Raw genomic sequence first — 24,391 nt, forward strand, 5'->3', positions numbered from 1 at the left:
ATAAGAGAAAAGCTTGGGACCCCGAAAGAATTACGCACGGAGAGTGAACAGTCAGCAGCCTGACGAGACTTCACTCCAACGTGGCGTTTTCGCACATGTCTTCGACCCTTGAGGCACGGGTGTTCCCTGCCGTCACCCGGTCAACTGCCCCGACGCGAACACGCCGGTCAACACTCCGGAGAGCACGGGAAAGTGCATAACGAGCCGCTCGGCCGGCTCGTCACGCCGCGTCAACTACCCGACGATCCGCCCGTTCAGCACCACCCGTCGCGGAGCGGCGAGCACCCGTACATCCGCGCGCGGATCCCCGTCGTACACCACGAGGTCCGCGGGCGCCCCCTCGTCGAGCCCGGGCCGCCCGAGCCACCGCCGCGCGGCCCACGTGGCGGCCGAGAGCGCCTCGAGGGGCGGGATGCCCGCGGTGACGAGTTCGGCGACCTCGCCGGCGGCCAGCCCGTGCGCGAGGGTGCCGCCCGCGTCGGTGCCGACGTAGACGGGGATCCCGGCGTCGTATGCGGCGCGCACGGTGTCGTAGCGGCGTTCGTGCAGCCTCCGCATGTGCGCGGACCACTGCGGGAACTTGGCGTCACCGCCGGCCGCGAGCTGCGGGAAGATGGCGATGTTCACCAGCGTGGGAACGATCGCGACCCCGCGCTCGGCGAACAGGGGGATCGTCTCCTCCGTCAGGCCCGTCGCGTGCTCGACGCAGTCGATGCCCGCCTCGACCAGGTCCCGCAGGGAGTCCTCGGCGAAACAGTGCGCCGTGACGCGGGCGCCCAGCCGGTGGGCCTCTGCGATCGCGGCCTCGACGGCGCCCCGGGGCCAGCAGGCGCTCAGGTCGCCCGTGCCGCGGTCGAGCCAGTCGCCCACCAGCTTGACCCAGCCGTCGCCGCGCCGGGCCTCCTGGGCGACATACGCGACGAGGTCGTCCGGTTCGACCTCCCACGCGTAGTTACGGATGTAGCGGCGGGTGCGCGCGATGTGCCGGCCCGCCCGGATGATCTTCGGGAGGTCCTCGCGGTCGTCGATCCAGCGGGTGTCGGAGGGCGAGCCCGCGTCCCGGATGAGGAGGGTTCCCGCGTCACGGTCGGTGAGCGCCTGCTTCTCGGAGACGTCGTCGGGGACGGGTCCGTGGGTGTCGAGGCCGACGTGGCAGTGCGCGTCCACGAGACCGGGCAGCGCCCAGCCCTCGACGGTGCGGATGTCAGGGGCGCCAACGGGACGCTCGTACGAGATCCTCCCGCCGACGACCCAGAGTTCGTCCCGGACGTCGTCGGGCCCGACGAGCACCCGCCCCTTCACGTGCAGTACCGCGCGATCGCTCATGAAACGCACTTTAGGACGCGCGGGCCCCGCACCTTAATCCGGACCCTGGTCCCCCTTGCCGCCCACCTGGTCCGAGCTCTCCTCCTCGACGTCCGCCATCGCGGGGTCGAGCAGCCGGGACAGGAAGTGCCGGGTGCGCTCGTGACGCGGGTTGCCGATGACCTGCGCGGGGGTGCCGTGCTCGACGATCACGCCGCCGTCCATGAAGACGACCCGGTCGGCGACCTCGCGCGCGAAGGTCATCTCGTGGGTGACGACCATCATCGTCATGCCCTCGTCGGCGAGCATCCGCATGACGGCCAGTACGTCGCCGACGAGCTCGGGGTCGAGTGCGGAGGTCGGCTCGTCGAAGAGCATCACCTCGGGGCCCATGGCGAGCGCGCGGGCGATGGCCACACGCTGCTGCTGGCCGCCCGAGAGCGAGGAGGGATACGCGTCGGCCTTCTCGGCCAGGCCCACCCGCTCCAGGTTCTCGGCGGCGACCCGGGCCGCTTCCGCCTTGTCCCGTCCCAGCACCCGGCGCTGCGGCAGCGTGAGGTTCTCGGTCACCGACAGGTGCGGGAAGAGGTTGAACTGCTGGAAGACCATACCGATCCGGCGGCGTACGGCGTCGATGTCGACGTCGGGGTGCGTGACCTCCGTACCGCCGACGAAGACCTGGCCCTTGGTGGGTTCCTCCAGGAGGTTCACGCACCGCAGAAGGGTCGACTTGCCGGACCCCGAAGGGCCGATCACGCAGACGACTTCGCCCTGGTTGATCTCCAGGTCGATACCCCGCAGCACCTCGTTGTCGCCGAAGGACTTGTGCAGGCCCCGGACTTCGATCTCTGGCGTGCTCACTTGGTGGCCTCCCCGGCCTTGGCCTCCAGGCGGCGGACGACGAACCCGAGCGGCACCGTGACCAGCAGATAGCACAGGCCCGCGACCAGGATCGGCGTGGAGTTGGCGGTCTGGCTCGCCAAGTCGCGCCCGAACTTGGTGAGTTCGCGCTCCTCCAGCGTGACACCGAGGAACAGCACCAGCGAGGAGTCCTTGAAGAGGAGCACGAGTTCGTTGGTGAGCGGCGGGATCACGATGCGGAACGCCTGCGGGATGACGATGGAGACCATGGCCCGCGCGTGCGAGAAGCCCAGCGAACGGGCCGCCTCCATCTGCCCCTTGGGCACCGCCTGGATGCCCGCGCGGATCGTCTCGGCCATATAGGCGGCCGACACCAGGCCGAGCGCCAGCGCCACCTTCCCGTAGGTGCCGCCCGGGATCTCCGTGCCCGGGAACGCCAACGGCACGGCAACGCCGACGAAGACGAAGATCAGCAGGGCGGGCAGTCCCCGGAAGATCTCGATGTAGATGCCGGCGACCCAGCGGTAGGGGCCCACCGGGGACAGCCGCATCAGGGCGATGACCATGCCGAGCACGAGGCCGACGACGAAGCCGGACATCGTGTAGAGCACGGTGTTCTTCAGCGCCAGCGTGATGACTTCCGGGAACATCTGCCGGGCCAGGTCCCACTGCGCGAACTGGTTCTTCAGCCGTCCCCAGTCGGCCGTGACGGCGAAGGCGATCACGGCGGCGACGAAGACGGCGTACTGCGCGCCGCGTGAGAGCGCGCGCTTCTGACGCCGGGTCAGGCCAGACTTGCGGGGCTGTACTGGTGCGTCGGCCTCAGTCATGAGGCGGACGGGGAGGCGGAGGCCGCGGACGCGTGGTACGGGCCGATCCACTTCTCGTAGAGCTTCTTGTACGTGCCGTCGGCCTTCGCGTCCTTGATCGCCTTGTTGATCGCGGCGAGGAGCTTGGTGTTGCCCTTCTTCACCGTGAAGCCGTACTGCTCACCGGTGTTGAGGTTGTCGACCACCTTGAAGGCGTCGGCCTTGGCCTTGTCCTTGAGCCAGCCCTGCACGACCGGGTAGTCGATGATGACGGCCTGCACCTGGCCGGAACGCAGACCGCTCAGGACCGCGTCGGAGGACTCGAAGGAGACCGGGTCGAAGCCCTTGCTCTTCGCGTAGTCCTCGCCGGTCGTCTGCGCCTGGGCGCCGAGCTTCTTGCCCTTGGCCTTCACGTCGGCGAGCGAGTTGATACCGCTCTTCTTGTCGACCAGGACGGCCTGCGTCGCGTCGAAGTACGGGTCGGAGAAGTCGACGTTCTTCTTGCGCTCCGCGGTGATCGTCATGCCGGCCGCGGCGAGGTCGCACTGCTCGGAGTTGAGGAACGCGCCCGTCTTGAAGTTCTCGAAGGGCGTGTCGACGATGTCCTGCTTCACGCCGAGGTTCCCCGCGACCAGGTCGATGAGCGAGACGTCGAAGCCCTGCACCTTGCCGTTGATCTCCGACTGGAAGGGCGGGTACGGGAGGTGGGTGCACGTCGTGAGCTGGCCCGCCTTGACCAGGGGAACCCCCTTGGCGGTGGCCTTGCCCCCTCCGCTGTCCGAGGAACAGCCGGCCACGAGCAGCAGCCCGGCCGTCGCGGTGGTGGCGGCCAGAATGCGGGACCGGCGTCCGAGGACCGAGTTCACGGGGACCTCCCTGTGGGGGAACTGAGGGTTCCGATTATAAGGAAAGGTTTGAGTTGCTCAAATCAATCCGATGGCTACCGGGCCGGTCGGCCTCGGAAGTCGCCGGTCAGGGGCGCCGCGGCGGCGCCGGTTACGCTCTGATCCGTCGCCCCCGTGAACGAAGAGAGCACCGCCGTGACCCATCCCTTCCTGGACCTGGCGCCACTGAGCGCCGCGCACTTCGCGTCGATCGAGGACCGTGTGGCCCGGCTGCTCTCCACCGAGCAGGACGTCGTGATCATGCAGGGCGAGGCGCTGCTCCCGCTGGAGGGGGCCATCCGTGCGACGGCCGGGCCCGGCACCACCGCGCTCAACGTGATCACCGGGCCGTACGGGCAGACCTTCGGGGACTGGCTGCGGGACTGCGGGGCGAGCGTGATCGACCTGGCGGTGCCCTTCCACACCGCGGTCACCGCCGCGCAGATCCGCGAGGCCTTCGCCGACCACCCCTGCATCGACTTCGTGTCGCTGGTGCACGCGGAGGCCGCCACCGGGAACACCAATCCGGTCGCGGAGATCGGCGAGGTCGTACGCGAGCACGGCGCGCTCTTCTCTCTGGACGCCGTCGCGTCGATCGGTGCCGAGCCGGTGCTGCCGGACGCGTGGGGTGTCGACCTGTGCGTGATCGGGGCGCAGAAGGCCATGGGCGGCCCCGCGGGGGTGTCGGCGGTGTCGGTGAGCGAGCGGGCCTGGGCGCGGATGGCCGCGAATCCGGCGGCGCCACGCCGCTCGTACCTGTCCTTGCTGGACTGGAAGGAGAGGTGGGTCGACGGCGGCCGCAAGGCGTTGCTGCACGCGCCGGCGCAGCTGGAGATGCTGGCGCTCGAGGCGTGTGCCGAGCGGATCGAGGGTGAGGGGCTCGACGCGGTGATGGACCGGCATGCCTCGGCCGCGGCGGCCACTCGGGCCGGCGCCGTCGCTCTGGGCGGCGGGCTCGAGCCGTATGTGTACGCCGCCTCCGACGCGGCGCCCGTCGCCACGACGCTGCGGGTGCCGGCGGGGGTCGACGCTTCGGCGCTGGTCGCGAAGGTGCTGGCGGCGGATCCGGGGCTGCCGCTGGTCGCCGGTGGGGGCGCTCTGTCCACCTCGATGGTCCGGGTGAACCACTACGGGCCGGACGCCACTCGAGGCGTCGTTCACTCCAGCCTCGCGGGACTGGGGGCCGCGCTTGCCGAGCTGGGACTCTCGGTGGATCTAGAGGGGGCCCGGCGGGCCGTGGCTGAGGCGTGGGGGTGACCGCGAGGGCTTTTCGCCCCCTGCGCCCCCACCTTTCCCGTCTCTGGGGGCTTCGCCCCCCACAGACCCCTTTTTCGCGCTTCGCGCTCGTCCTCAAAAGCGGGACGGGCTAAACTGAATTAAGTGCAGCTTCCCGTTTCCTTCTGCCCGGTTTTCTCGAGGCTAAACGCAAAGATTTCGCGAACGCCAACCGACGCAATTCGGGTAGATCTCGTGTGCATTACGCGGCTGTGACCTACTCCACATCGCGCCCGTTTCCTCCCCTATTTTCCGGGCAAAACGGGAGCTAACGCCACCTGCGCGGGCGCGTGATAACACATGGGCGCACCGCGTGGTAGCCCGTCCGGCGATGCAATTTGGAATTTCCCTCGGTAAATTCAATCCGCATGACCGCCGCACCCGCAGACCTGCAAGCGGAATTCCTGGAAATGCCGGAGGGCCTTCGGATCGACCGTCCGGAGCTGCCCGACGGGGCCGCGCTCTGGCGCATTGCCAAGGACTCCAGAACCCTCGACCTGAACTCCTCCTACAGCTATCTGCTGTGGTGCCGTGACTTCGCCGGTACGTCGGCGGTGGCGCGCGACGCCGACGGTCGGCCCGTCGGTTTCGTCACCGCGTATGTGCGGCCCGAACGCCCGGACACCCTCCTTGTATGGCAGGTGGCCGTCGACGCGGCGCACCGCGGGCGCGGGCTGGCCGCCCGGCTGCTCGACGGACTGACGGCACGGGTCGCGTCCGAGCTCGGGCTGTCCACCGTCGAGACCACCATCACGCCAGGCAACACCGCCTCCGAGCGCCTGTTCACGTCGTACGCACGACGCCACGGGGCGCGCGTCGAGCGCGAAGTCCTGTTCGAGACAGGGCAGTTCCCCGACGGTCCGCACGACCCCGAAGTCCTGTTCCGCATCGGCCCCCTCTCCCTCTGACCCCCCACGCACCGAGGAGCGATTCGCCGTGAGCATCACCCAGCCCGACCTGAGCGTCTTCGAGACCCTGGAGTCGGAAGTGCGCAGCTACTGCCGCGGCTGGCCCACCGTCTTCGACCGGGCGCAGGGCAGCCGGATGTACGACGAGGACGGGCACGAGTACCTCGACTTCTTCGCCGGCGCGGGGTCCCTGAACTACGGGCACAACAACCCCGTCCTCAAACGGGCCCTCATCGACTACCTCGAGCGCGACGGCGTCACCCACGGGCTCGACATGTCGACGACCGCCAAGCGCGCCTTCCTGGAGGCCTTCCAGAACCTGGTGCTGCGGCCGCGCGATCTGCCGTACAAGGTCATGTTCCCCGGGCCGACCGGCACCAACGCCGTGGAGTCCGCGCTGAAGCTGGCGCGGAAGGTGAAGGGGCGCGAGGCGATCGTGTCGTTCACCAACGCCTTCCACGGGATGTCGCTCGGCTCGCTCGCCGTGACCGGCAACGCCTTCAAGCGGGCGGGCGCGGGCATCCCGCTCGTGCATGGGACCCCGATGCCGTTCGACAACTACTTCGACGGCCTGGTTCCGGACTTCCTGTGGTTCGAGCGGCTCCTGGAGGACCAGGGGTCGGGGCTCAACCAGCCCGCCGCGGTCATCGTCGAGACGGTGCAGGGCGAGGGCGGCATCAATGTCGCGCGCCCGGAGTGGCTGCGCGCCCTGGCCGACCTCTGCGCGCGACGCGACATGCTGCTGATCGTCGACGACATCCAGATGGGCTGCGGCCGCACCGGCGCGTTCTTCTCCTTCGAGGAGGCCGGCATCGTGCCCGACATCGTGACCGTCTCCAAGTCGATCAGCGGGTACGGGCTTCCCATGTCGCTGTGCCTGTTCAAGCCCGAGCTGGACATCTGGGAGCCGGGTGAGCACAACGGCACCTTCCGCGGCAACAACCCGGCGTTCGTCACGGCCGCCGCCGCCCTGGAGGCGTACTGGGCCGACGGCTCCGCCATGGAGAAGCAGACCCGGGCGCGCGGCGAGCAGATCGAGCAGGCGCTGATCTCCCTCACCGAGGAGAACCTCGCCGACGTCAAGGAGTACCGGGGCCGCGGGCTCGTGTGGGGCATCGAGTTCAAGGAGAAGGAGCGCGCGGGGCGCATCGCGCAGCGCGCCTTCGAACTCGGGCTGCTCATCGAGACGTCCGGGCCGGAGAGCGAGGTCGTGAAACTCCTCCCGGCGCTCACCATCACCCCCGACGAGCTGGACGAGGGTCTGCGCACCCTCGCCCGCGCCGTACGAGAGACCGTCTGAGAAGCGACGAGACCGTCCGACAAGCAGCGAGACCGTCTGACAAGCAGCGAGATCGTCTGAGAAGCACGAAAGAGAGGCATCGCACCACCGTGATAGTCCGTTCGTTCAAGGACATCGAAGGCACCGACCGGCATGTGAGGGCCGCGTCCGGCACCTGGGAGAGCAAGCGCATCGTGCTCGCCAAGGAGCGGGTCGGCTTCTCCCTGCACGAGACGATCCTGTACGCGGGTACGGAGACGTCGATGTGGTACGCGAACCATATCGAGGCCGTCGTGTGCGTCGAGGGCGAGGCCGAGCTCACCGACGAGGAGACCGGGCGGAAGTACACGATCACGCCCGGCACCATGTACCTCCTCGACGGGCACGAGCGGCACACCATGCGGATCAAGGAGGACTTCCGATGCCTCTGCGTCTTCAACCCGCCCGTCACCGGACGGGAGGACCACGACCAGAACGGCGTCTATCCCCTGCTCACCGAACCCGAGGAGGTCTGAGATCCGATGACCACGATCACCGACCTGTATCCGAGCCGCGGCGCCACCGAGGTGGCCCAACCCCGTCAGGACCCGGTCGTGTGGAGCGCGCCGGGCGAGCCGGGGCCGGTCTCGGTGACCGAGCTCCAGACGTACGAGCGGGACGGCTTCCTTCCCGTCGAGGAACTGCTCACCGACGAGGAAGTCGCCGTCTACCGCGGGGAGTTGGAGCGCCTCGTCACTGATCCGGCGATCCGTGCCGACGAGCGGTCCATTGTGGAGCCGACGTCGAAGGAGATCCGGTCCGTCTTCGAGGTGCACCGGATCAGCGAGGTCTTCGCCCGTCTCGTGCGCGACGAGCGCGTGGTCGGACGGGCCCGGCAGATCCTCGGCTCGGACGTGTACGTCCACCAGTCGCGGATCAACGTGAAGCCGGGCTTCGGGGCCAGTGGCTTCTACTGGCACTCCGACTTCGAGACCTGGCACGCGGAGGACGGTCTGCCGAACATGCGGACGGTGTCCGTCTCGATCGCGCTGACCGAGAACTACGACACCAACGGCGGCCTCATGATCATGCCGGGGTCGCACAAGACGTTCCTCGGGTGTGCGGGGGCCACGCCGAAGGACAACTACAAGAAGTCGCTGCAGATGCAGGACGCGGGCACACCCTCCGACGAGGCGCTCACCCGCTTCGCCACCCGGCACGGCATCAGGCTCTTCACGGGCCGGGCCGGTTCGGCGACCTGGTTCGACTGCAACTGCATGCACGGCTCGGGGGACAACATCACCCCGTTCCCGCGCAGCAACGTCTTCATCGTGTTCAACAGCGTGGAGAACACGGCGGTGGAGCCGTTCGCGGCGCCCGTGCGCAGGCCCGAGTTCATTGGGGCGCGGGATTTCACGCCGGTGAAGTAAGCGCCCAGGTGCGGGATTTCACGCCGGTGAAGTCCCGCACCTGGCGAGGTGACAGTGGTCAGCCGGACAGGACGTCCAGCAGCCGGTCCACATCGGCGGGCGTGTTGTACAGGTGGAACGCCGCCCTCAGGTTGCCCGCACGGTCGGAGACTTCTATCCCGGCCCGGCTCAAGTCGGGCTGCATACGGCCGAGTTCGGGCACGGAGACGATCGGCGAGCCGGGGGCGGGGACCGGTTCGTGGCCCAGTGCGCGCAGGCCCTCGCGGAACCGGTCGGCGAGGGCGAGGTCGTGGGCGTGCACCCGCTCCACGCCCAGCTCCTCGATGAGCTCCAGCGACTGCCGGGCGCCCGCGTACGAGAAGAGGCTGGGGCTCTCGTCGAACCGCCGTGCGGAGTGCGCGAGTTCCTCGACCGGGCCGTAGCAGCTGCCCCAGGGGGCCTCGCCCGCGACCCAGCCCGCGAACACCGGTGTGAGCCCGCCGAGATCCTCCGGAACGACCAGGAAGGCCACCCCCCGCGGGCAGACGAGCCACTTGAAGGCGACGGAGGAGACATAGTCGTACGCGTCCGCCCGCAGCGGCAGCCAGCCTGCGGCCTGGGACGCGTCGACGTAGGTACGCGCCCCGTGCGCCCGCGCGGCTTGGCGGATCGCCGCCAGATCGGCGACGCGCCCGTCGGCGGACTGCGCGGCGCTGACCGCGACGAGCGCGGTGCCCGGCCGTACGGATTCGGCCAGCCGTTCCAACGGTACGGCGCGGACCTTGAGGTCGCCGCGGATGTGGAACGGGGTCACGACGGAGCTGAAGTCCGCCTCGGCGGTGAGGACTTCGGCGCCCTGCGGCAGCGACGCGGCGATCAGGCCGCTGTACACGGCGACCGAGGCCCCGGCCGCCACCCGGCGCTCCGGGACCCCGACGAGCCGCGCGAACGTCGCGCGGGCGGCCTCGACGTCCGCGAACATGTCGAACGGCTGCCCGGCGGCGACGGACTCGACGGCGGCCCGCATGGCGGTCACCGTGCGGGCCGGTACGAGTCCGGTGCTCGCGGTGTTCAGATAGGTGTTCTTCGGGGCGAACTCGGCACGGACGAGGGTCTCGAAGGTCTCCATGGGACCACTGTGAGCCCCCGGGAAGTCCCCGTCCATTGCGGATTTTTACGTGGTTCCCCTAAGGAGCGCTTATATATCGGCTCCGACCTCCGCCTTTCACCGCTAGCGCGGTACGGCGCACCCGTCCGGACCGCAGGCCTCCGCGTCGGCGGAACCGTCCTGGATCAGCGTCAGCGGTGACCGCTCGCCCCATGCCTGGGTCAGCGCCTGCGTGAAGACCTCGGCGGGCTGGGCACCGGAGACGCCGTACTTGCGGTCGAGGACGAAGAACGGCACTCCGTTCGCGCCCAGCTCGGCGGCCTCGCGCTCGTCGGAACGGACCTCGTCGGCGTACGCGGCCGGGTCGGCCAGCACCTCACGGGCGGCGTCCGCGTCGAGCCCGGCGGCGACGGCCAGCTCCACGAGCCGCTCGTCGTCGTCGAAGACGGTCCGCTCCTCGGCGAAGTTGGCCCGGTAGAGCAGGCCTATCAGCTCGTCCTGCCTGCCCTGCTCCTTGGCGAAGTGCAGCAGCCGGTGCATGTCGAAGGTGTTGCCGTGATCACGGTCCCGCGTGCGGTACGCCAGGCCCTCGGCGGCGGCCTGCGCGCCCAGGTTCTCCTCGCCGGCCAGCGCCTGCGCCTGGCTCATGCCGTACTTCTTGGTCAGCATCGTGATGACTGGCTGGATATCGCCCTTGGCGCGCCCCGGGTCGAGCTCGAAGGAGCGGTGCACGACCTCGACCGCGTCGCGGTGCGCGAAGGCGCCGAGCGCCTTCTCGAAGCGGGCCTTGCCCACGTAGCACCAGGGGCAGGCGATGTCGCTCCAGATCTCGACGCGCATGTCTTCGGCTCTCCAGGTCGTACGGATACGGAGACTCCCTCCGCTCGGTACGTGAACGTTCAAGCGTGTCGCTTCATTCCCCGGTCACCGCGTAGCGCAGGTAGAGATGGTGATCGCTCTCGGACGGCGGGTTCTCCGGGTCGGGGACCCAGCCCTGGCGGGCGTAGAAAGCCTGTGCGCGACGATTGTCGACGTGCACGTCGAGGGTGGCCGTCCGCTTCTTGTCGGCCCGCCACTCCTCGACGCAGGCCGCGTGCAGCTCGGTGCCGATTCCGGCCCGCCAGTGCTCGGGGTCGACGTGGAACTGGAAGAGCTTCACGGTGTCGGCGGGTGCGCCCTCGGCGGTACGGAACGAGGCGATGCCGGTCATCCGGCCGTCCTCGACGACGCACAGCACATGGCCGTCCGGGCGCTGGATGGCGCCCTGCCAGGCCGCGAGCCAGTCCGTGCCGTCCTGCGGCACACCGTCCGGGTAGTACGTCGCCCGGGCCCGGGCGTGCAGCGCGACCACGTTCGTGGCCTCGGCGGGCAGCGCGGTTCTGATCACCCGGCCCACGTGACACACACGTTCTCTGATCATGCAGCCGAGGACGCCTCCGGGGCGGCCGCAGTTCCCAGACGGCTGAACTGGGTGCGGTACGCGCTGGGCGTGAGACCGGCGCGGCGGACCAGATGGCCGCACAGCGAGTCGGCGGTGCCGAGTCCGCAGGCGCGGGCCACCTGGTCCATGGGCAGGCTCGTCGTCTCCAGGAGTTCCTTGGCCCCGCTCGACGCGCTGGTGGAGCAGCCACCGCAAGGGGCTCACCCCGCTTTCCGCGTGGAAGCGGCGGGTGAGCGTGCCCACGCTGACGCCCGCGTGCCGGGCCAGATCGGTGAGCGTGAGCGGCTTGTCGAGGTTGCGCATCGCCCAGCCTCGGCTGTCGGCGCAGGCCTCGCCGCGCCCGGGCGGCAGCGGGGCCTGGCTGAACTGCGTCTGGCCGCCCGGCCGTACGGGGCGACGAGGGCGAGCCGGGCCACCTGGTTCGCCACCGCGGCACCGTAGTCGGTCCGGATGATGTGCAGGCAGAGGTCGAGATGACCGGGCTGATCGCTGTCACGAACGTCGTGGTGGGCAAGTCGGCGGGGCGGTACGGGGCGCGGTCGCCGATGCTGCTGGGCCGGTCGCCGGCCGCGGTGGGGCTGTTGCTGCTGCTGTACGTCGACTCCTGGACGCCGGCCGGCGTGGTGGCCGTGCTCCTCGTGCCGATGGCGCTGGGCTGCGCGCTCACCGTTCCGCCGCTGACGGCCGCGATGATGGAGGCGGTGCCCGCCGACCGGGCGGGGTCGGCCGCCGGCGTTCTCAACTCCGCCCGCCAGGTGGCGGGCGGGCCGGCCATCGCGGCCTTCGGGTCGTTGGTCTCCGAGGGCTTCGAGTCGGGGATGCGGGTGAGTCTCGCGCTGAGCGCGGTGTTGCTCACCGCTACCGCCGCGGTGACACTCGCCCTGCGGGGCACCGGGTAACGGTGTCCGGACGGGCTGAATCTCAGCTTCCGTCCCGCAGATCTCGCGGCCAGTGAGGGCGGAACTCGATGCCCTCGTAGGTGACCACGCAGCCCTCGCCCATGGGTGACTGGGTCATGAAGCCGACGAGGGCCGACCCGGTCTCCTTCTCGTCGCCGAGGGTGAAGAGTCGGACGAAGGTCCAGCGTTCGCCGTCACGTGAGGCGTGGAAGGCGAACGCGCGGCCCGTGCGGCTCACCCGGAGCCAGACGGAACTGCCCTCCACGGTGAAGGAGTTGGCGTCGTCGGAGTGTCCCCGGGTGACCACCGTGCAGACGGTGGGCACGCCCGGGGAGTACTCCAGGCAGAGCTTCGCCCACGCCCGCTCCGCCACGTGGACGTACAGCACCCCCGCGTCGAACGCCGCCCCGAAGCCGACCGTGACACGGGCGATCAGCTGGAAGTCCCCCTCCGGAGCGCCGAGCAGCCGTGGCGCGTCCGAGGCGGGGTCCAGTCCCTCACCGGTGGGCGGCACGAAGCGGTCCTGCCGGGGGCCTGCCCAGCCGGTGAGCACTCCGTCCTCGTAGGACCAATGGCCGTCGGGGCCGTAGGTACGGAGGGGGAAGGGGAGTTCGGGGAGTTCGACGTCCATTGCGTGAGTCTCTCAGGTAGTGGGAGCGACTCCTAAAGGTGCGTCAGCGCTCCAGACGCCCGTCGTACCGCCGCGGCAGCCCCAGCGGATTGTCGTCCCGCAGCTCCGGCGGCAGCAGCGCCTCGGGTGCGTTCTGGTACGCCACCGGCCGCAGCCACCGCTCGATCGCCGTGCCGCCGACGGAGGTCGAGGTGGACGTCGTGGCCGGGTACGGCCCCCCGTGGTGCTGGGCCGGGGCGACCGCGACACCTGTCGGCCAGCCGTTCACCAGCACACGCCCCGCGAGTGGCGTCAGCTCGGCGAGGATCTCCGCGCCACGGCCCTCGCCGGCGGCCTCCTCCGTGGAGAGCTGCACCGTCGCGGTGAGGTTGCCCGGCAGCCGGGAGAGCACCGCGCTCGCCTCGGACTCGTCCTCGTAGCGCGCCACGACCGTGAGCGGCCCGAAGCACTCCTCCAGGAGCAGGTCGTGCTCGCCCTCGGTCGCGAGCTTTCGCGCGGGCACGGTCAGGAAGCCGGGGCTCACCGTGTGCTCGCCGCCCGCGCCGGGGGTCACCGGGGACTCGACGTCGGGGAGTTCGGCGCGCTCGGCGACCCCGGCGATGAAGTTGTCACGCATGCGGTGGTCCAGCAGGACGCCCGCGTCGGTGTCGCTGACGGCGTCCGTGAGGGTTTTGACCAGGCGGTCACCGGCCGCCCCGGCGGGAGCGAGGACCAGGCCCGGCTTGACGCAGAACTGGCCGACGCCCAGCGTCATCGAGCCCGCGAGCCCGGCGCCGATCGCCTCGGCCCGTTCGGCGGCGGCGGCCTCGGTGATGACCACGGGGTTGAGGGAGCCCAGTTCACCGTGGAACGGGATCGGTACGGGACGGGCGGCCGCCGCGTCGAAGAGGGCACGGCCGCCGCGGACCGAACCGGTGAACCCGGCCGCGGAGACCAGCGGGTGCTTGACCAGCTCGACGCCCGCCTCGAAGCCGTGCACGAGGCCGACGACGCCCTCGGGAATGCCGTGCCGCGCGGCGGCCCGGCGCAGGACGGCCGCGACCAGCTCGGAGAGCCCCGGATGGTCCGGGTGGGCCTTGACCACGACCGGGCACCCGGCGGCCAGCGCGCTCGCCGTGTCGCCGCCCGCGACCGAGAAGGCGAAGGGGAAGTTCGAGGCCGAGTAGACGGCGACGACGCCCAGCGGCACCTTGTACCGGCGCAGGTCCGGGATCGGCGGGGTCGCGGTCTCGTCGGGGTGGTTGATCACGACGTCGAGGAAGGCGCCCTCGTCGACGATGCCCGCGAAGGCGCGCAGCTGGTAGCAGCTGCGGGCGAGTTCGCCGGTGAGCCGGACCGGGCCGAGCGCGGTCTCCGCGTCGGCGGCCTCGACGAGCTGGTCCTTGGCGCCTTCGAGCAGATCCGCGGCCGTGCGCAGGAACGCGGCGCGTACGGTGCGGTCGGCGAGGGCGGGGCGCGCGGCGCGCGCGGCGCGGACGGCCTCGTCCACCTCCTGGACTGTGGCCTCCACCGCAACCTGCTCGCGCTGCTTCCCGGTACGGGGGTCGACACTCCAGACTGGTGCTGCTGCCACCGCGGGTCCCTCCAGATGTAATGCCGCAGTTCTGTGTCACTCACCAGGGGCGTTCGATATACTGAACGCTGTCTCTGATGGTGAATATGCTGTTGGAGACTATTTCCGTCCAACGAAGGGGTCAAGGGCGATGTCGGCAGTCGAGACAGGCGGCGGGGCGCAGGTCAAGTCCGCGGTGCGGACCGTGGAATTGCTCGAGTACTTCGCCGGCCGGCCCGGAATGCACTCCCTGGCCGCGGTTCAGGAAGCCGTCGGTTATCCCAAATCCAGCCTCTACATGCTGCTGCGTACGCTCGTGGAGCTCGGCTGGGTCGAGACGGACGCGACGGGCACGCGGTACGGAATCGGCGTACGGGCACTGCTGGTCGGCACCTCGTACATCGACGGCGACGAGGTGGTCGCCGCGGCCCGGCCCACCCTCGACCGTCTCTCCGACGACACGACGGAGACGATCCACCTGGCGCGCCTGGACGGCACGAACGTCGTGTATCTGGCCACCCGCCAGTCCCAGCACTATCTGCGCCCCTTCACCCGGGTGGGCCGCCGGCTCCCCGCCCACTCCACCTCGCTCGGCAAGGCGCTGCTCGCCACCCACACCGACGAGCAGGTCCGCAAGATGCTGCCCGAGACGCTCCCGGCGCTCACCGAGCACACGATCACCGACCGCGAGAAGCTGATCGAAGAGCTCCATCAGGTCCGTGAACAGGGCTTCGCCGTGGACCGCGAGGAGAACACCCTGGGCCTGCGCTGCTTCGGCGTGGCGATCCCCTACCGCACCCCCGCCCGGGACGCCATCAGCTGCTCGGTGCCGGTGGCGCGCCTGACACCCGCGCACGAACAGATGGTGAAGGACGCGCTGTTCGACGCGCGCGACCGGCTGACCCTGGCGACGCGGAGGCTCTGACATGGACGTGGTCCTGCGTGAGGTCCACGACAGCGATCTGCCGGTGTTCTACCGGCAGATGAACGATCCCGAGGCGAGCCGCATGGCTGCCTTCACCGCCGAGGACCCGGCCGATCGGGACCGGTTCGACGCCCACTGGAAACGCATCCGCTCCTCGTCCGCCGTGGTCCGCGCGGTCCTCGCGGACGGTGACGTGGTCGGCAGTGCCGCGGTGTACGGCGAGCCGGGCGAGCGCGAGGTCACGTACTGGATCGACCGCGCGTACTGGGGCCGCGGCATCGCCACGGCGGCGTTGCGCGCTCTGCTGGCGCAGGTCCCCGAACGTCCGCTGTACGCCCGCGCCGCCGCGGACAACACGGCGTCCCGCCGGGTCCTGGAGAAGTGCGGCTTCCGCGTGACCGCCCGGGCCAGCGGCTACGCCCAGGCCCGCGGCGAGGAGATCGCCGAGGTCGTCCTCACCCTGGAGCACTGAGGGGGCACGGGCATCCCCCGTCCGGCGGAGGTGAATCGTCGCCGGGCAGGAGGTGGGCGGAGGGGGCGCCACGGGAGCGTGGAGGCATGTCGCAGACACTCGCCTCCACCCTGGAATCGGCTCCCGCCGGAGCGGCGGGCAACGGCCGGCTCCGCCGGATCCTCCGCGCCCTCGCCATCGTCTCCTGCGTGCCCTACCTCTCCCTCAAGGTCGCCTGGATCGCCGGGAGTCACCTCGGTATCCCGGAGGGCAGCTCGCTGTTGGAGCACCGGACCGGGATGGCCGTGGCCAACAGCCTGACCGTACTGATGGACGGGGCGGTCGTCGTGATCGCGCTCCTGCTGACGCGGCCGTGGGGACTGCGCGTGCCCGCGTGGCTGGTGGCGTTCCCCGTGTGGGTGGCCACCGGCCTGCTCGCGCCGATCATGACCGCCTTCCCGCTGCAGCTCCTGGTGAAGACCCTCGGGGGGTCAGGGAACAAGGCGTTGGAGAACGGGCGGGAACCTTTCCTGGACGCGTGGGTGTTCGGGGTCGTCTACACCGGTTTCATCGTGCAGGGCCTCGTGCTGGGCACCCTGTTCGTGCTGTACACCCGGGAGCGCTGGGGACACCTGTGGCGCGGGCGGGTGCGGGAGCTGCCGGTCAGCGGAGTCGGCGCCGCCCAGCGGGCCACGGCGGTCGCGGCGGCCGTGCTCGCGCTGTTCCCGCTCGTCACCCACCTGATGTGGGCCTGCGGCGGCACGGCGGGGCTGAGCGCCGGCCGGGCCGCGGACCGGACCAGCGACTTCTACGTGGTGGAGGCGATGTACGTGGTCTTCCTGCTGTCCGCCGTCGCCGGCGCCTGGATGCTCGCCTTCCGGCGCGGCCGGGGCCTGCCCGTGGCGGTGCCGCTCGCCCTCGGCTGGGCCGGTTCGGGTGCCGTGGCCTGCTGGGGCGGCTGGCTGTCGCTGGCGAGTCTCGCCGGTGTGGACGACATCGCGAAGCGCCCTACGGAGCTGATGAGCCTCACCTACGCTGTGCACATGATCGTCGGCATGCTCGTGGTCGCCCTCGGCGCGTACTTCTTCGCGGAGCGGACCGGCGCTGCCGGGCCGCCGCGGCGCACCCCGTGAGGGAGTTCGCCGGGTTCCTGTTCGGACGGCGGGCGCGCCGACGGTGGATCCATCTGATCCTCGGCGGCGCGCTCGCGATGCCGTACGTGTTCGTCGGCGAACTGATCGTCGCTCCGGTCACCGACTCCCGCTATGTGTTCGGCTCGGCACCCCTCCAACTCCTGTCCTTCGCTGTGGGGTTGCCGCTCGCCGCGATCACCGCGCTGTTCCCGCTGACCCGGCCGATGTCGGTCGCGGCGGTTCGGGCGCTGTGCGGCGTCGACGAGGACGGGCTCGCCGACGGGCCGGCGCGGACCTGGGCCGCGCGTCGGCGCACCGCCGCCTGGTACACGCTGCACCTCGGCTTCGGCGGAGTCATCAGCGGCATGTCACTGGCCACACCGCCCTTCGCGGCCGTACTGATCGTGCTGCCGGTCGTGGCCGGGCTGCGCGACTCGCGGCTCGGGCTGCCCGAAGTCCTGGATCACACGTGGGCGTTGGCGCTCTCGCCGGTCGCCGGAATCGCGACACTGATCGCGCTCGCGGCCTGCGCCGCCGTGTCCGGCAAGGTGCTGGCCCGCTGGGCGCCCCGGTTGCTCGGGCCCACGCCCGAGGACCGGCTCGCTGCGGCCGAACACCGCGCCGCCGACCTCGCCGTACGCAACCGGCTCGCCCGCGAGCTGCACGACTCCGTCGGACACGCGCTCAGCGCGGTCACCCTCCAGGCGAGCGCCGCCCGCCGCGTCCTGGACACCGACCCGGACTTCGTCCGCGAGGCCCTCGCCGCGATCGAGGAGACGACCCGGCGGACGGTGAACGAACTGGACGCGGTCCTCGGCGTGTTGAGGGAGGGCGACGACCGTTCCAGCGGTCCGGCACCCACCCTCGCCGCAGACCTCGACGGCCTCCTCCAGCGCACCCGTACGAGCGGACTGCACGTGACCGCCGCCGTCGAGGCGCAACCGGAATCCCTCCCCCCACTCGTCTCCCGCGAGGCGTACCGCATCGTGCAGGAGGCGCTGAGCAACGCGCTGAAGCACTCGGGGCCCGGCACCCCGGTGACCCTGCGGATCGTCCTCGACGCCGAGGACCTGGAGATCACCGCCGAGAACCCCGCACCTCGGGTCACCGCTCCCCGCCACGGCGGCGGACACGGGCTGCGCGGTATCGCCGATCGCGCCCGTCTCCTCGGCGGCGCTGCCGAGGCCGGCCCCGCCGAAGGGGTGTGGCGTCTGACCGTGCGCCTGCCCGTCGAGAGAACCGAGGGATCCGTATGACCAGCCCGTCCGCCGAGAGCGCGCGGTTGCGGATCGTCGTCGCCGACGACGAACGCATGGTGCGCACCGCCCTGCGCGCGATCCTCGCCGCCGAGCCCGACCTGGAGGTCGTCGGCGAGGCGGCGACCGGCGCCGAGGCCGTGTCCGTGGTCCGGGAGCTGAGGCCGGACGTGGTCCTCATGGACGTACGCATGCCCCAGATCGACGGCATCCGTGCCACCGAGCAGATCCTGGCGACGCTCCCCGACCCGCCGCGCGTCATCGTGGTGACGACCTTCGAGAACGACGCGTATGTGTACGAGGCGCTGCGGGCCGGAGCCTCGGGGTTCCTGATCAAGCGGTCCGAGGCGGACGCACTGGTCGGGGCCGTACGGCTGGTCGCGCGCAGCGACACCCTGCTGTTCCCCTCGGCGGTGCGCGCGCTGGCCGCCGAGCACGCGCGGTCCCGTCCCGCTCCGCCGCCGTGGGTGGCGAGGCTCACGACGCGGGAGGGCGAGGTCCTGCGGCTGATGGCGACGGGACTCACGAACGCCGAGATCGCCGGGCGCATGGGCGTCGGCCCCGCGACAGTGAAGACGCATGTCGCGGCCGTCCTGGCGAAGACGGGCACCCGTGACCGCACCCAGGCGGTGATCGCCGCCTATGAAGCGGGCTTCATGAAGGACGTATGAGAAATCAGGGCGGAAGGGAACGATTCGCACCGTGCCGCTCGTCTTTGTGAGCGGGATGAACAAGACGATCAGACGTGCCGCCGTCTTCATTCTGCTGCTCGTGCTCTCCCTGCTGGTCAGGGCGACCTGGGTGCAGTTCTACGACGGCAAGGCGCTCGCGGACGACAAGAAGAACCGGCGGAACTCGATCTCGCTCTACGCGAACCCGCTCGGGAACATCATCGTGGCCGGCAACGCGATCACCGGTTCCGCGCAGACGAAGGGCAGCGACCTCAAGTACAAGCGCACGTACAAGGACGGCAGTCTGTACGCGGCGGTCACCGGCTACAGCTCCCAGGTGTACGGGGCCACCCAGCTGGAAGGCATCTACCAGGGCCTGCTGGACGGCACGGACAGCCAGCTGAAGAACCCGCTCGACGCGATCACCAACAAGCGCGCCGACCCGGGTGATGTGATCACGACGATCGACCCGGATGTGCAGAAGGCGGCGTACAGCACGCTCGGTGGCAAGAAGGGCGCGGCCGTCGCGATCGACCCGAAGACGGGCAAGATCCTCGCGGTCGTCTCCACACCGTCGTACGACCCCACGGCGATCAGCGCGGGCAATGACAGCCTCTGGCAGAAGCTGAAGAAGGACTCCGACAAGCCGCTGGTCAACCGCGCGCTGCGGCAGCCGCTGCCGCCGGGTTCGACGTTCAAGCTGGTCGTCGCGGCGGCCGCGCTGGAGAACGGGCTGTACGGGGACGTGGACACCAAGACGGACAGCCCGAACCCCTACACGCTGCCGAACACGACCAGGGTGCTGAAGAACGAGAACACGTCCGCGCCCTGCGAGAACGCCTCGATCCGGGTCGCGTTGCAGTACTCGTGCAACAACGTGTTCGCGAAGATGGCCGTCGATCTGGGCCAGGACAAGGTCAGGGCGATGGCGGAGAAGTTCGGCTTCAACGACACGACGCAGGACGTGCCGGTGCGGGCGTACACCAGCGTGTACCCGTCGGGCATGGACAAGTCGTCCACGGCGCTGACCGGCATCGGCCAGTTCGATGTGACCGCGACCCCGCTCCAGATGGCCATGGTGTCCGCCGCTATAGCCAACAACGGCAAGCTGGTCTCGCCGCACATGGTGTCGCAGACCAGTGATGCCGGCGGCAATGTGCTGAAGAACTACGACAACAGCACCGGGACCAAGGAGATCGTCAGCTCGTCCACGGCCCAGCAACTCCAGTCCGCGATGCAGACGGTCATCAAGGACGGCACGGGCACCAACGCGCGGATCTCCGGCGCGACCGTGGGCGGCAAGACCGGTACGGCCCAGCACGGCGAGAACAACAGCAAGACGCCGTACGCCTGGTTCACCTCGTACGCGAAGTCCGACTCCAACGGCAAGGAGGTCGCCGTCGCTGTCATGGTCGAGCAGTCCGACGCGGCGCGCTCCGAGGTCAGCGGCAACGGCCTGGCGGCACCGGTGGCCAAGGCGATGATGCAGGCGGCGCTGAAGAACTGAGGCACCGCGCGGGAGGAAGGGCCGCCCCGCAAGCCTGGGGCGGCCCTTCCTCGTGCGTGCTCACTCGACGCCGAGCAGTTGCCTCACCGGATCGATCGCGAAGTACACCAGGAACAGCGCCGACACGGCCCACAGCAGCCAGTGGACATCGCGGGCCCTGCCGATCACTGTCTTGATCACCACGTAGGCGACGAATCCGGCGCCGATGCCGTTGGTGATCGAGTAGGTGAACGGCATGGCGGCGATCGTCAGGAACGCGGGGATCGCGATCTCGTAGCGGTCCCAGTCGATGTTCTTGACCTGGGTCATCATCAGGAAGCCGACCGCGACCAGCGCGGGGGCCGCCGCCTGCAGCGGGACGATGGTGAGCAGCGGGGTCAGGAAGAGCGCGCAGGCGAAGAGGCCGCCGGTGATCAGGTTGGCGAAGCCGGTGCGCGCGCCCTCGCCGACGCCGGCCGCGGACTCGATGTACGCGGTGTTGGAGGAGGCGGAAGCCGCACCGCCCGCGACCGCCGCGGCGCCGTCGATGAACAGCACGCGGCCGATGCCGGGCACCTTGCCCTGTTCGTCGAGCAGACCCGCCTCCGCGCTGATGCCGACGATCGTGCCCATGGCGTCGAAGAAGTCCGACAGGATCAGGGTGAAGATCAGCAGGATGACGGTCAGGGCGCCGGTCTCACCGAAGCCGCCGAACAGACTGAAGTGGCCCACCAGACCGAAGTCCGGGGAGGCGAGCACGTCGTCCGGGATCTTCGGCGTGGTCAGGCCCCAACTCTTGATGTCGGCCGCCGAGTTGATGACCACGGCGAGCACCGTCATGGCCACGATGCTGATCAGGATGGCGCCCTTGACCTTGCGGGCGAGCAGCCCGATGGTGACCAGCACACCGAGACAGAAGACCAGGACGGGCCAGCCGGTCAGCGAGCCGCTGCCGCCCAGTTGCACCGGCACGGTGGTCTGGGCGACGTCCGGGATGCGGGTGACGAAACCGGCGTCCACGAAGCCGATGAAGGCGATGAACAGTCCGATGCCGACACCGATGGCGTGTTTCAGCGGTTGCGGGATGGCGTTCATGATCGCCTCCCGCAGACCGGTGACGACCAGCACGCAGATGAGCACTCCCTCGATGACCACCAGACCCATCGCGTCGGGCCAGCTCATCAGCGGGGCAATCTGGAAGGCGACGACGGCGTTGAGGCCGAGCCCGGCGGCGATCGCGAGCGGAAGGTTGCCGCCGACGCCCATGATGACGGTCATCACCGCGGCCACCAGGGCGGTGGCCGTGACGAGTTGACCGCTGTCGAGCTGGTGGCCGAACTTGTCCTTGGCGCTGCCCAGGATGATCGGATTCAGGACAAGGATGTAGGCCATGGTGAAGAACGTGGCGAAGCCGCCGCGTATCTCCCGGCCGAAGGTGGAGCCGCGGGCGGAGATCTTGAAGAACCCGTCGACGCTGTTGGCCGCTGGGGGCGCGGCACTTGGCCGCTCGGCCACCTTCTTGGTTTCGGACATGGCGACACTCCTCGTTACCTGCGTGCTGGGTGTGCGGATGCTGGCTGGATTGTTCCCGCGCTGAACCGGTTTCAGGTTTTCTCCGTGTTACGGAATCGAGTTCGACCTGCCATACGTCGTTCGAAGTGCTGTACGACCAACTGGTACGCTCTCGCAACTCGCCCCGAGGGAACACGCTTTCTTCACAGGTGAAACACAGGGGCCGTATACGCACGCACCCGCACCGGTGCCACAGTCGCAGCGAGGAGAGGTAGCCCGTGGGCACTGTCGTCGACGACGCCGCCTCCGTGGAGTTCCACGCCTTCTTCGAACGGCACTATGCCGAACTGGCCCGGCTCGCCAGCCTGTTGACGGGTGAGCCGGACGCCGCCGACGATCTGGCGGCCGACGCGCTGCTCGCCCTGTGGCACCGCTGGGACCGGGTGCGCGCGGCGGACCATCCGGTGGCGTACGCGCGCGGTGTGGTCGCCAATCTCGCCCGTACCCGGATCCGCAGCGCGGTGCGCGAGCGTCGGCGGATCACACTCTTCTGGTCGCAGCGCGAGGACAAGACCGAGAACCCCGACATACCGGGGAAGGTCGATGTCCAGGAGGCGCTGCGCCGACTGCCGTTCCGCAAGCGCGCCTGTGTCGTTCTGCGGCATGCTTTCGACCTCTCGGAGAAGGACACGGCTCTCGCCCTCGGTGTTTCCGTGGGTACGGTGAAGAGCCAGACGTCGAAGGGCATGGCGGAATTGAAGCGGCTCCTCGGCACCGAAGAGGCCCCCGAGCGGATGCACGCGGAAGCGCTGCCCACGGGCGGAGCCGGAGGAAGGGACCGATGAGGAAGGCGCGGGACGTGCACGACGAGCTGCGCGCCGGGCTGCGTGAGGCGGCCGAGGCGTACGAGCCCGACCGCGCGCACATCCTGGCCCGGGTGGAGCGCGGGATGTCCGGCGCCGGCGAACGGCGGCCCTCGCGGCGCGCGGCGCGTCCGCCGCTGCTCGGCTGGGCCCGTGTCATGGGGGCCACGGCCGCGGTCGCGAGCGTCCTGGCGGTCGGTGGTTACGCCGTCGCCTCGGCGGTGAAGGGCGACACGCCACCGCAGCAGACCGTCGCGGTGTCGCCGACCCCCGAACCGTCCCCGGACGCGACGAACCGGGCGCCGATCGCGCCGGATCCCACCCACCGTTCGAAGCGGTCCCAGAAACCGAGTTCATCGCCTTCGGGAACGCCGACGCCCGAGAGCTCCGCCGCGACCCGGTCGCCCGCCCCGGGCAATGAGGACGGCCCGCTGTGGTCGGACGGCTCGGTCGACCCGCACAGCAACGACTTCTGGGCACAGAGCAATGTGACCCTGAAGACGGGCAAGCAACTCACCGCGCTCACCGTGGAGTTGCGGATCAGGCAGACCGGCGGGGTGACCGACGCGGGTGCCTGGCGGTCCGCGCCCGAGGACGACTTCACGACGACGGTCGAGGAGAAGGACGGCTTCCTCGTCTACACCTGGGTGCTCAAGCCGGGCCACACCCTCTGGCCGGGCGAGTGGGTGTTCGCGGGCCAGTACGACCACGACCGCGGTGGCCGGGACGCGAAGGACGACAGCTACTCGGCGACGGCCACCGCGGACGGCGGGCAGTCCGCCGTGACCGGCGACTTCGCGCGCCGGAACGCCGCCGAGGGCGATTCGTAGAGAAGTCTCGCGCACGCGGCAACCCTTTCCTCAGCAGTGGCGACCAGGAGACACAAAGGTCTTCCCTCCACTGAAGGAACTCGGTTGATGACTGCTCGAGTTGAACAGCGCGTACGCCACCGCCGCCGGGTCACCAGGCGCCGCGCCGTCATCGGCGGCGCGGCCGCTCTCGGCCTCACCGGTGCGGCGCTCGTCACGACCTCGATGCTGGGCTCGGCGGGCGCGGCCACGGCCTGGCCGGAGGCCACCGGCAGCAAGGCCGTGCCGTCGACGATCTCGGTCTCGGGTACCTACGACGGCAGGCTGAAGAAGTTCTACGGCAGCGGCGACCTGGGCACGAGCGACCAGTCGGAGGACCAGGGCCCGGTCTTCGAGCTCAAGGACGGCGCGGTCCTCAAGAACGTCATCATCGGAACCCCGGCCGCCGACGGCGTGCACTGCCTGGGCAGTTGCACGCTGCAGAACGTCTGGTGGCTGGACGTCGGCGAGGACGCGGCGAGCTTCAAGGGCAAGTCGTCCTCGGCCGTGTACAAGGTCTACGGCGGCGGCGCCAAGGGAGCCGACGACAAGGTCCTGCAGTTCAACGGCGCGGGCAAGCTGGTCGTCACCAAGTTCCAGGTGGAGAACTTCGGCAAGCTGGTGCGCTCGTGCGGCAACTGCAAGACCCAGTACAAGCGCACGATCATCATCAACGACGTGGACGTGACGGCGCCGGGCAAGGCGATCGTCGGGATCAACTCCAACTACGGTGACACGGCCTCGCTGCGCCACATCCGCGTCCACGGCGACACCAAGAAGAAGATCAAGACCTGCGTGCGCTTCCAGGGCAACAACACCGGCAAGGAGCCCACCGAGCTGGGCACAGGACCGGACGGCACGTCCTGCAGGTTCACCGCGTCCGACATCGGTTACGAGTGACGGAAT

25 protein-coding genes and 1 pseudogene are annotated in these 24,391 nt (G+C 69.9%); 15 read left to right on the forward strand and 11 right to left on the reverse strand.

The features are described from left to right. Positions 1-234: 234 nt before the first annotated feature. Genes AB0D27_RS17105 through AB0D27_RS17120 form a run of 4 tightly spaced genes read right to left on the reverse strand, consistent with a single transcriptional unit; the run spans position 235 to position 3,841 of the window. A complete protein-coding gene (locus tag AB0D27_RS17105; RefSeq protein ID WP_362508607.1) occupies positions 235-1,326 on the reverse strand; it encodes an amidohydrolase family protein in 1,092 nt (363 codons plus the stop codon). Between the two features lie 33 nt (positions 1,327-1,359). Further along, positions 1,360-2,166, reverse strand: coding sequence for an amino acid ABC transporter ATP-binding protein (locus tag AB0D27_RS17110; RefSeq protein WP_362508609.1), 807 nt, complete (start codon positions 2,164-2,166; stop codon positions 1,360-1,362). Next, the gene (locus tag AB0D27_RS17115; protein WP_362508612.1) at positions 2,163-2,996 is read right to left on the reverse strand and encodes an amino acid ABC transporter permease; all 834 of its coding nucleotides are present in this window, start codon (positions 2,994-2,996) and stop codon (positions 2,163-2,165) included. Before AB0D27_RS17115 ends, AB0D27_RS17110 begins: the two co-directional genes overlap by 4 nt. Beyond that, positions 2,993-3,841, reverse strand: a complete 849-nt coding sequence (locus tag AB0D27_RS17120) for a transporter substrate-binding domain-containing protein (protein ID WP_362508615.1) — start codon at positions 3,839-3,841, stop codon at positions 2,993-2,995. The genes AB0D27_RS17115 and AB0D27_RS17120 overlap by 4 nt, the downstream gene beginning before the upstream one ends. Positions 3,842-4,015: 174 nt before the next feature. Between AB0D27_RS17120 and AB0D27_RS17125 the strand changes: the two genes are divergently transcribed. The 5 genes from AB0D27_RS17125 (at position 4,016) to thpD (ending at position 8,730) form a co-directional block, all read left to right on the forward strand. Then, on the forward strand, positions 4,016-5,116 hold the full coding sequence (locus tag AB0D27_RS17125) for an aminotransferase class V-fold PLP-dependent enzyme (protein ID WP_362508765.1): 1,101 nt from the start codon (positions 4,016-4,018) through the stop codon (positions 5,114-5,116). 386 nt (positions 5,117-5,502) lie between these two features. Beyond that, complete coding sequence (gene ectA, locus AB0D27_RS17130) at positions 5,503-6,042, forward strand: diaminobutyrate acetyltransferase (protein ID WP_362508618.1); 540 nt, start codon at positions 5,503-5,505, stop codon at positions 6,040-6,042. A gap of 28 nt (positions 6,043-6,070) precedes the next feature. After that, positions 6,071-7,342 (forward strand): diaminobutyrate--2-oxoglutarate transaminase, encoded by a 1,272-nt coding sequence (gene ectB, locus AB0D27_RS17135; RefSeq protein WP_362508621.1) that lies wholly within the window; start codon positions 6,071-6,073, stop codon positions 7,340-7,342. An 89-nt stretch (positions 7,343-7,431) separates the two neighbouring features. Next, complete coding sequence (locus AB0D27_RS17140; RefSeq protein WP_362508624.1) at positions 7,432-7,836, forward strand: ectoine synthase; 405 nt, start codon at positions 7,432-7,434, stop codon at positions 7,834-7,836. A 6-nt stretch (positions 7,837-7,842) separates the two neighbouring features. Next, entirely contained in the window at positions 7,843-8,730 is an 888-nt protein-coding gene (gene thpD / locus AB0D27_RS17145) for an ectoine hydroxylase (protein ID WP_362508627.1), read from the forward strand. Positions 8,731-8,788: 58 nt separating this feature from the next. Here the strand turns inward: thpD and AB0D27_RS17150 are convergent, their stop codons facing one another. From AB0D27_RS17150 to AB0D27_RS17165, 4 genes and pseudogenes are all read right to left on the reverse strand, one after another. Further along, entirely contained in the window at positions 8,789-9,838 is a 1,050-nt protein-coding gene (locus AB0D27_RS17150) for an aminotransferase class V-fold PLP-dependent enzyme (RefSeq protein WP_362508630.1), read from the reverse strand. Between the two features lie 102 nt (positions 9,839-9,940). Further along, on the reverse strand, positions 9,941-10,657 hold the full coding sequence (locus AB0D27_RS17155) for a DsbA family oxidoreductase (protein ID WP_362508633.1): 717 nt from the start codon (positions 10,655-10,657) through the stop codon (positions 9,941-9,943). 73 nt (positions 10,658-10,730) lie between these two features. Further along, on the reverse strand, positions 10,731-11,237 hold the full coding sequence (locus AB0D27_RS17160) for a GNAT family N-acetyltransferase (protein WP_362508636.1): 507 nt from the start codon (positions 11,235-11,237) through the stop codon (positions 10,731-10,733). Beyond that, positions 11,234-11,731 (reverse strand): annotated as a pseudogene (locus tag AB0D27_RS17165) (helix-turn-helix domain-containing protein); the annotation flags it as partial. The gene AB0D27_RS17160 and the pseudogene AB0D27_RS17165, both read right to left, overlap by 4 nt. Between AB0D27_RS17165 and AB0D27_RS17170 the strand changes: the two are divergent. Beyond that, complete coding sequence (locus AB0D27_RS17170; protein ID WP_362508639.1) at positions 11,732-12,157, forward strand: MFS transporter; 426 nt, start codon at positions 11,732-11,734, stop codon at positions 12,155-12,157. Between the two features lie 22 nt (positions 12,158-12,179). Here the strand turns inward: AB0D27_RS17170 and AB0D27_RS17175 are convergent, their stop codons facing one another. Both AB0D27_RS17175 and AB0D27_RS17180 read right to left on the reverse strand, forming a co-directional pair. Continuing rightward, positions 12,180-12,788, reverse strand: coding sequence for a DUF1349 domain-containing protein (locus AB0D27_RS17175; protein ID WP_362508642.1), 609 nt, complete (start codon positions 12,786-12,788; stop codon positions 12,180-12,182). Between the two features lie 43 nt (positions 12,789-12,831). Further along, positions 12,832-14,361: an aldehyde dehydrogenase (NADP(+)) gene (locus AB0D27_RS17180; protein ID WP_362508645.1), complete on the reverse strand. Its 1,530-nt coding sequence runs from the start codon at positions 14,359-14,361 to the stop codon at positions 12,832-12,834. Positions 14,362-14,491: 130 nt separating this feature from the next. Here AB0D27_RS17180 and AB0D27_RS17185 point away from each other — a divergent pair, with 130 nt between their 5' ends. The 6 genes from AB0D27_RS17185 to AB0D27_RS17210 all read left to right on the forward strand — a co-directional run bounded on the left by AB0D27_RS17185 (position 14,492) and on the right by AB0D27_RS17210 (position 20,283). Continuing rightward, positions 14,492-15,265, forward strand: a complete 774-nt coding sequence (locus tag AB0D27_RS17185; protein ID WP_358855708.1) for an IclR family transcriptional regulator — start codon at positions 14,492-14,494, stop codon at positions 15,263-15,265. Position 15,266: 1 nt separating this feature from the next. Beyond that, a complete protein-coding gene (locus AB0D27_RS17190) occupies positions 15,267-15,737 on the forward strand; it encodes a GNAT family N-acetyltransferase (protein WP_362508647.1) in 471 nt (156 codons plus the stop codon). An 86-nt stretch (positions 15,738-15,823) separates the two neighbouring features. Beyond that, positions 15,824-16,849: a hypothetical protein gene (locus AB0D27_RS17195; protein ID WP_362508650.1), complete on the forward strand. Its 1,026-nt coding sequence runs from the start codon at positions 15,824-15,826 to the stop codon at positions 16,847-16,849. Further along, on the forward strand, positions 16,846-18,105 hold the full coding sequence (locus tag AB0D27_RS17200; protein WP_362508653.1) for a histidine kinase: 1,260 nt from the start codon (positions 16,846-16,848) through the stop codon (positions 18,103-18,105). Before AB0D27_RS17195 ends, AB0D27_RS17200 begins: the two co-directional genes overlap by 4 nt. Beyond that, positions 18,102-18,776, forward strand: a complete 675-nt coding sequence (locus AB0D27_RS17205; RefSeq protein WP_362508656.1) for a response regulator transcription factor — start codon at positions 18,102-18,104, stop codon at positions 18,774-18,776. Before AB0D27_RS17200 ends, AB0D27_RS17205 begins: the two co-directional genes overlap by 4 nt. A gap of 55 nt (positions 18,777-18,831) precedes the next feature. Then, the gene (locus tag AB0D27_RS17210; protein ID WP_362508768.1) at positions 18,832-20,283 is read left to right on the forward strand and encodes a penicillin-binding transpeptidase domain-containing protein; all 1,452 of its coding nucleotides are present in this window, start codon (positions 18,832-18,834) and stop codon (positions 20,281-20,283) included. Between the two features lie 60 nt (positions 20,284-20,343). Here AB0D27_RS17210 and AB0D27_RS17215 read toward each other — a convergent pair whose 3' ends face one another. Continuing rightward, positions 20,344-21,795 (reverse strand): NCS2 family permease, encoded by a 1,452-nt coding sequence (locus tag AB0D27_RS17215; RefSeq protein ID WP_362508659.1) that lies wholly within the window; start codon positions 21,793-21,795, stop codon positions 20,344-20,346. Positions 21,796-22,052: 257 nt separating this feature from the next. Here AB0D27_RS17215 and AB0D27_RS17220 point away from each other — a divergent pair, with 257 nt between their 5' ends. From AB0D27_RS17220 to AB0D27_RS17230, 3 genes are all read left to right on the forward strand, one after another. Next, complete coding sequence (locus AB0D27_RS17220; protein ID WP_362508662.1) at positions 22,053-22,619, forward strand: SigE family RNA polymerase sigma factor; 567 nt, start codon at positions 22,053-22,055, stop codon at positions 22,617-22,619. Beyond that, positions 22,616-23,467 (forward strand): hypothetical protein, encoded by an 852-nt coding sequence (locus AB0D27_RS17225; protein ID WP_362508665.1) that lies wholly within the window; start codon positions 22,616-22,618, stop codon positions 23,465-23,467. Before AB0D27_RS17220 ends, AB0D27_RS17225 begins: the two co-directional genes overlap by 4 nt. An 87-nt stretch (positions 23,468-23,554) precedes the next feature. After that, entirely contained in the window at positions 23,555-24,385 is an 831-nt protein-coding gene (locus AB0D27_RS17230; RefSeq protein ID WP_362508668.1) for a pectate lyase, read from the forward strand. Positions 24,386-24,391: the final 6 nt, after the last annotated feature.

This window comes from Streptomyces sp. NPDC048415, from assembly GCF_040651675.1.
Lineage (GTDB): Bacteria > Actinomycetota > Actinomycetes > Streptomycetales > Streptomycetaceae > Streptomyces.

Coding starts and splice junctions, on each gene's coding strand:
- AB0D27_RS17105 (WP_362508607.1), bottom strand. CDS start 1,326: ATGAGCGATCGCGCGGTACTGCACGTGAAGGGGCGGGTGCTCGTCGGG.
- AB0D27_RS17115 (WP_362508612.1), bottom strand. CDS start 2,996: ATGACTGAGGCCGACGCACCAGTACAGCCCCGCAAGTCTGGCCTGACC.
- ectA (WP_362508618.1), top strand. CDS start 5,503: ATGACCGCCGCACCCGCAGACCTGCAAGCGGAATTCCTGGAAATGCCG.
- thpD (WP_362508627.1), top strand. CDS start 7,843: ATGACCACGATCACCGACCTGTATCCGAGCCGCGGCGCCACCGAGGTG.
- AB0D27_RS17150 (WP_362508630.1), bottom strand. CDS start 9,838: ATGGAGACCTTCGAGACCCTCGTCCGTGCCGAGTTCGCCCCGAAGAAC.
- AB0D27_RS17155 (WP_362508633.1), bottom strand. CDS start 10,657: ATGCGCGTCGAGATCTGGAGCGACATCGCCTGCCCCTGGTGCTACGTG.
- AB0D27_RS17160 (WP_362508636.1), bottom strand. CDS start 11,237: ATGATCAGAGAACGTGTGTGTCACGTGGGCCGGGTGATCAGAACCGCG.
- AB0D27_RS17170 (WP_362508639.1), top strand. CDS start 11,732: ATGACCGGGCTGATCGCTGTCACGAACGTCGTGGTGGGCAAGTCGGCG.
- AB0D27_RS17175 (WP_362508642.1), bottom strand. CDS start 12,788: ATGGACGTCGAACTCCCCGAACTCCCCTTCCCCCTCCGTACCTACGGC.
- AB0D27_RS17185 (WP_358855708.1), top strand. CDS start 14,492: ATGTCGGCAGTCGAGACAGGCGGCGGGGCGCAGGTCAAGTCCGCGGTG.
- AB0D27_RS17190 (WP_362508647.1), top strand. CDS start 15,267: ATGGACGTGGTCCTGCGTGAGGTCCACGACAGCGATCTGCCGGTGTTC.
- AB0D27_RS17195 (WP_362508650.1), top strand. CDS start 15,824: ATGTCGCAGACACTCGCCTCCACCCTGGAATCGGCTCCCGCCGGAGCG.
- AB0D27_RS17205 (WP_362508656.1), top strand. CDS start 18,102: ATGACCAGCCCGTCCGCCGAGAGCGCGCGGTTGCGGATCGTCGTCGCC.
- AB0D27_RS17210 (WP_362508768.1), top strand. CDS start 18,832: ATGAACAAGACGATCAGACGTGCCGCCGTCTTCATTCTGCTGCTCGTG.
- AB0D27_RS17215 (WP_362508659.1), bottom strand. CDS start 21,795: ATGTCCGAAACCAAGAAGGTGGCCGAGCGGCCAAGTGCCGCGCCCCCA.
- AB0D27_RS17225 (WP_362508665.1), top strand. CDS start 22,616: ATGAGGAAGGCGCGGGACGTGCACGACGAGCTGCGCGCCGGGCTGCGT.
- AB0D27_RS17230 (WP_362508668.1), top strand. CDS start 23,555: ATGACTGCTCGAGTTGAACAGCGCGTACGCCACCGCCGCCGGGTCACC.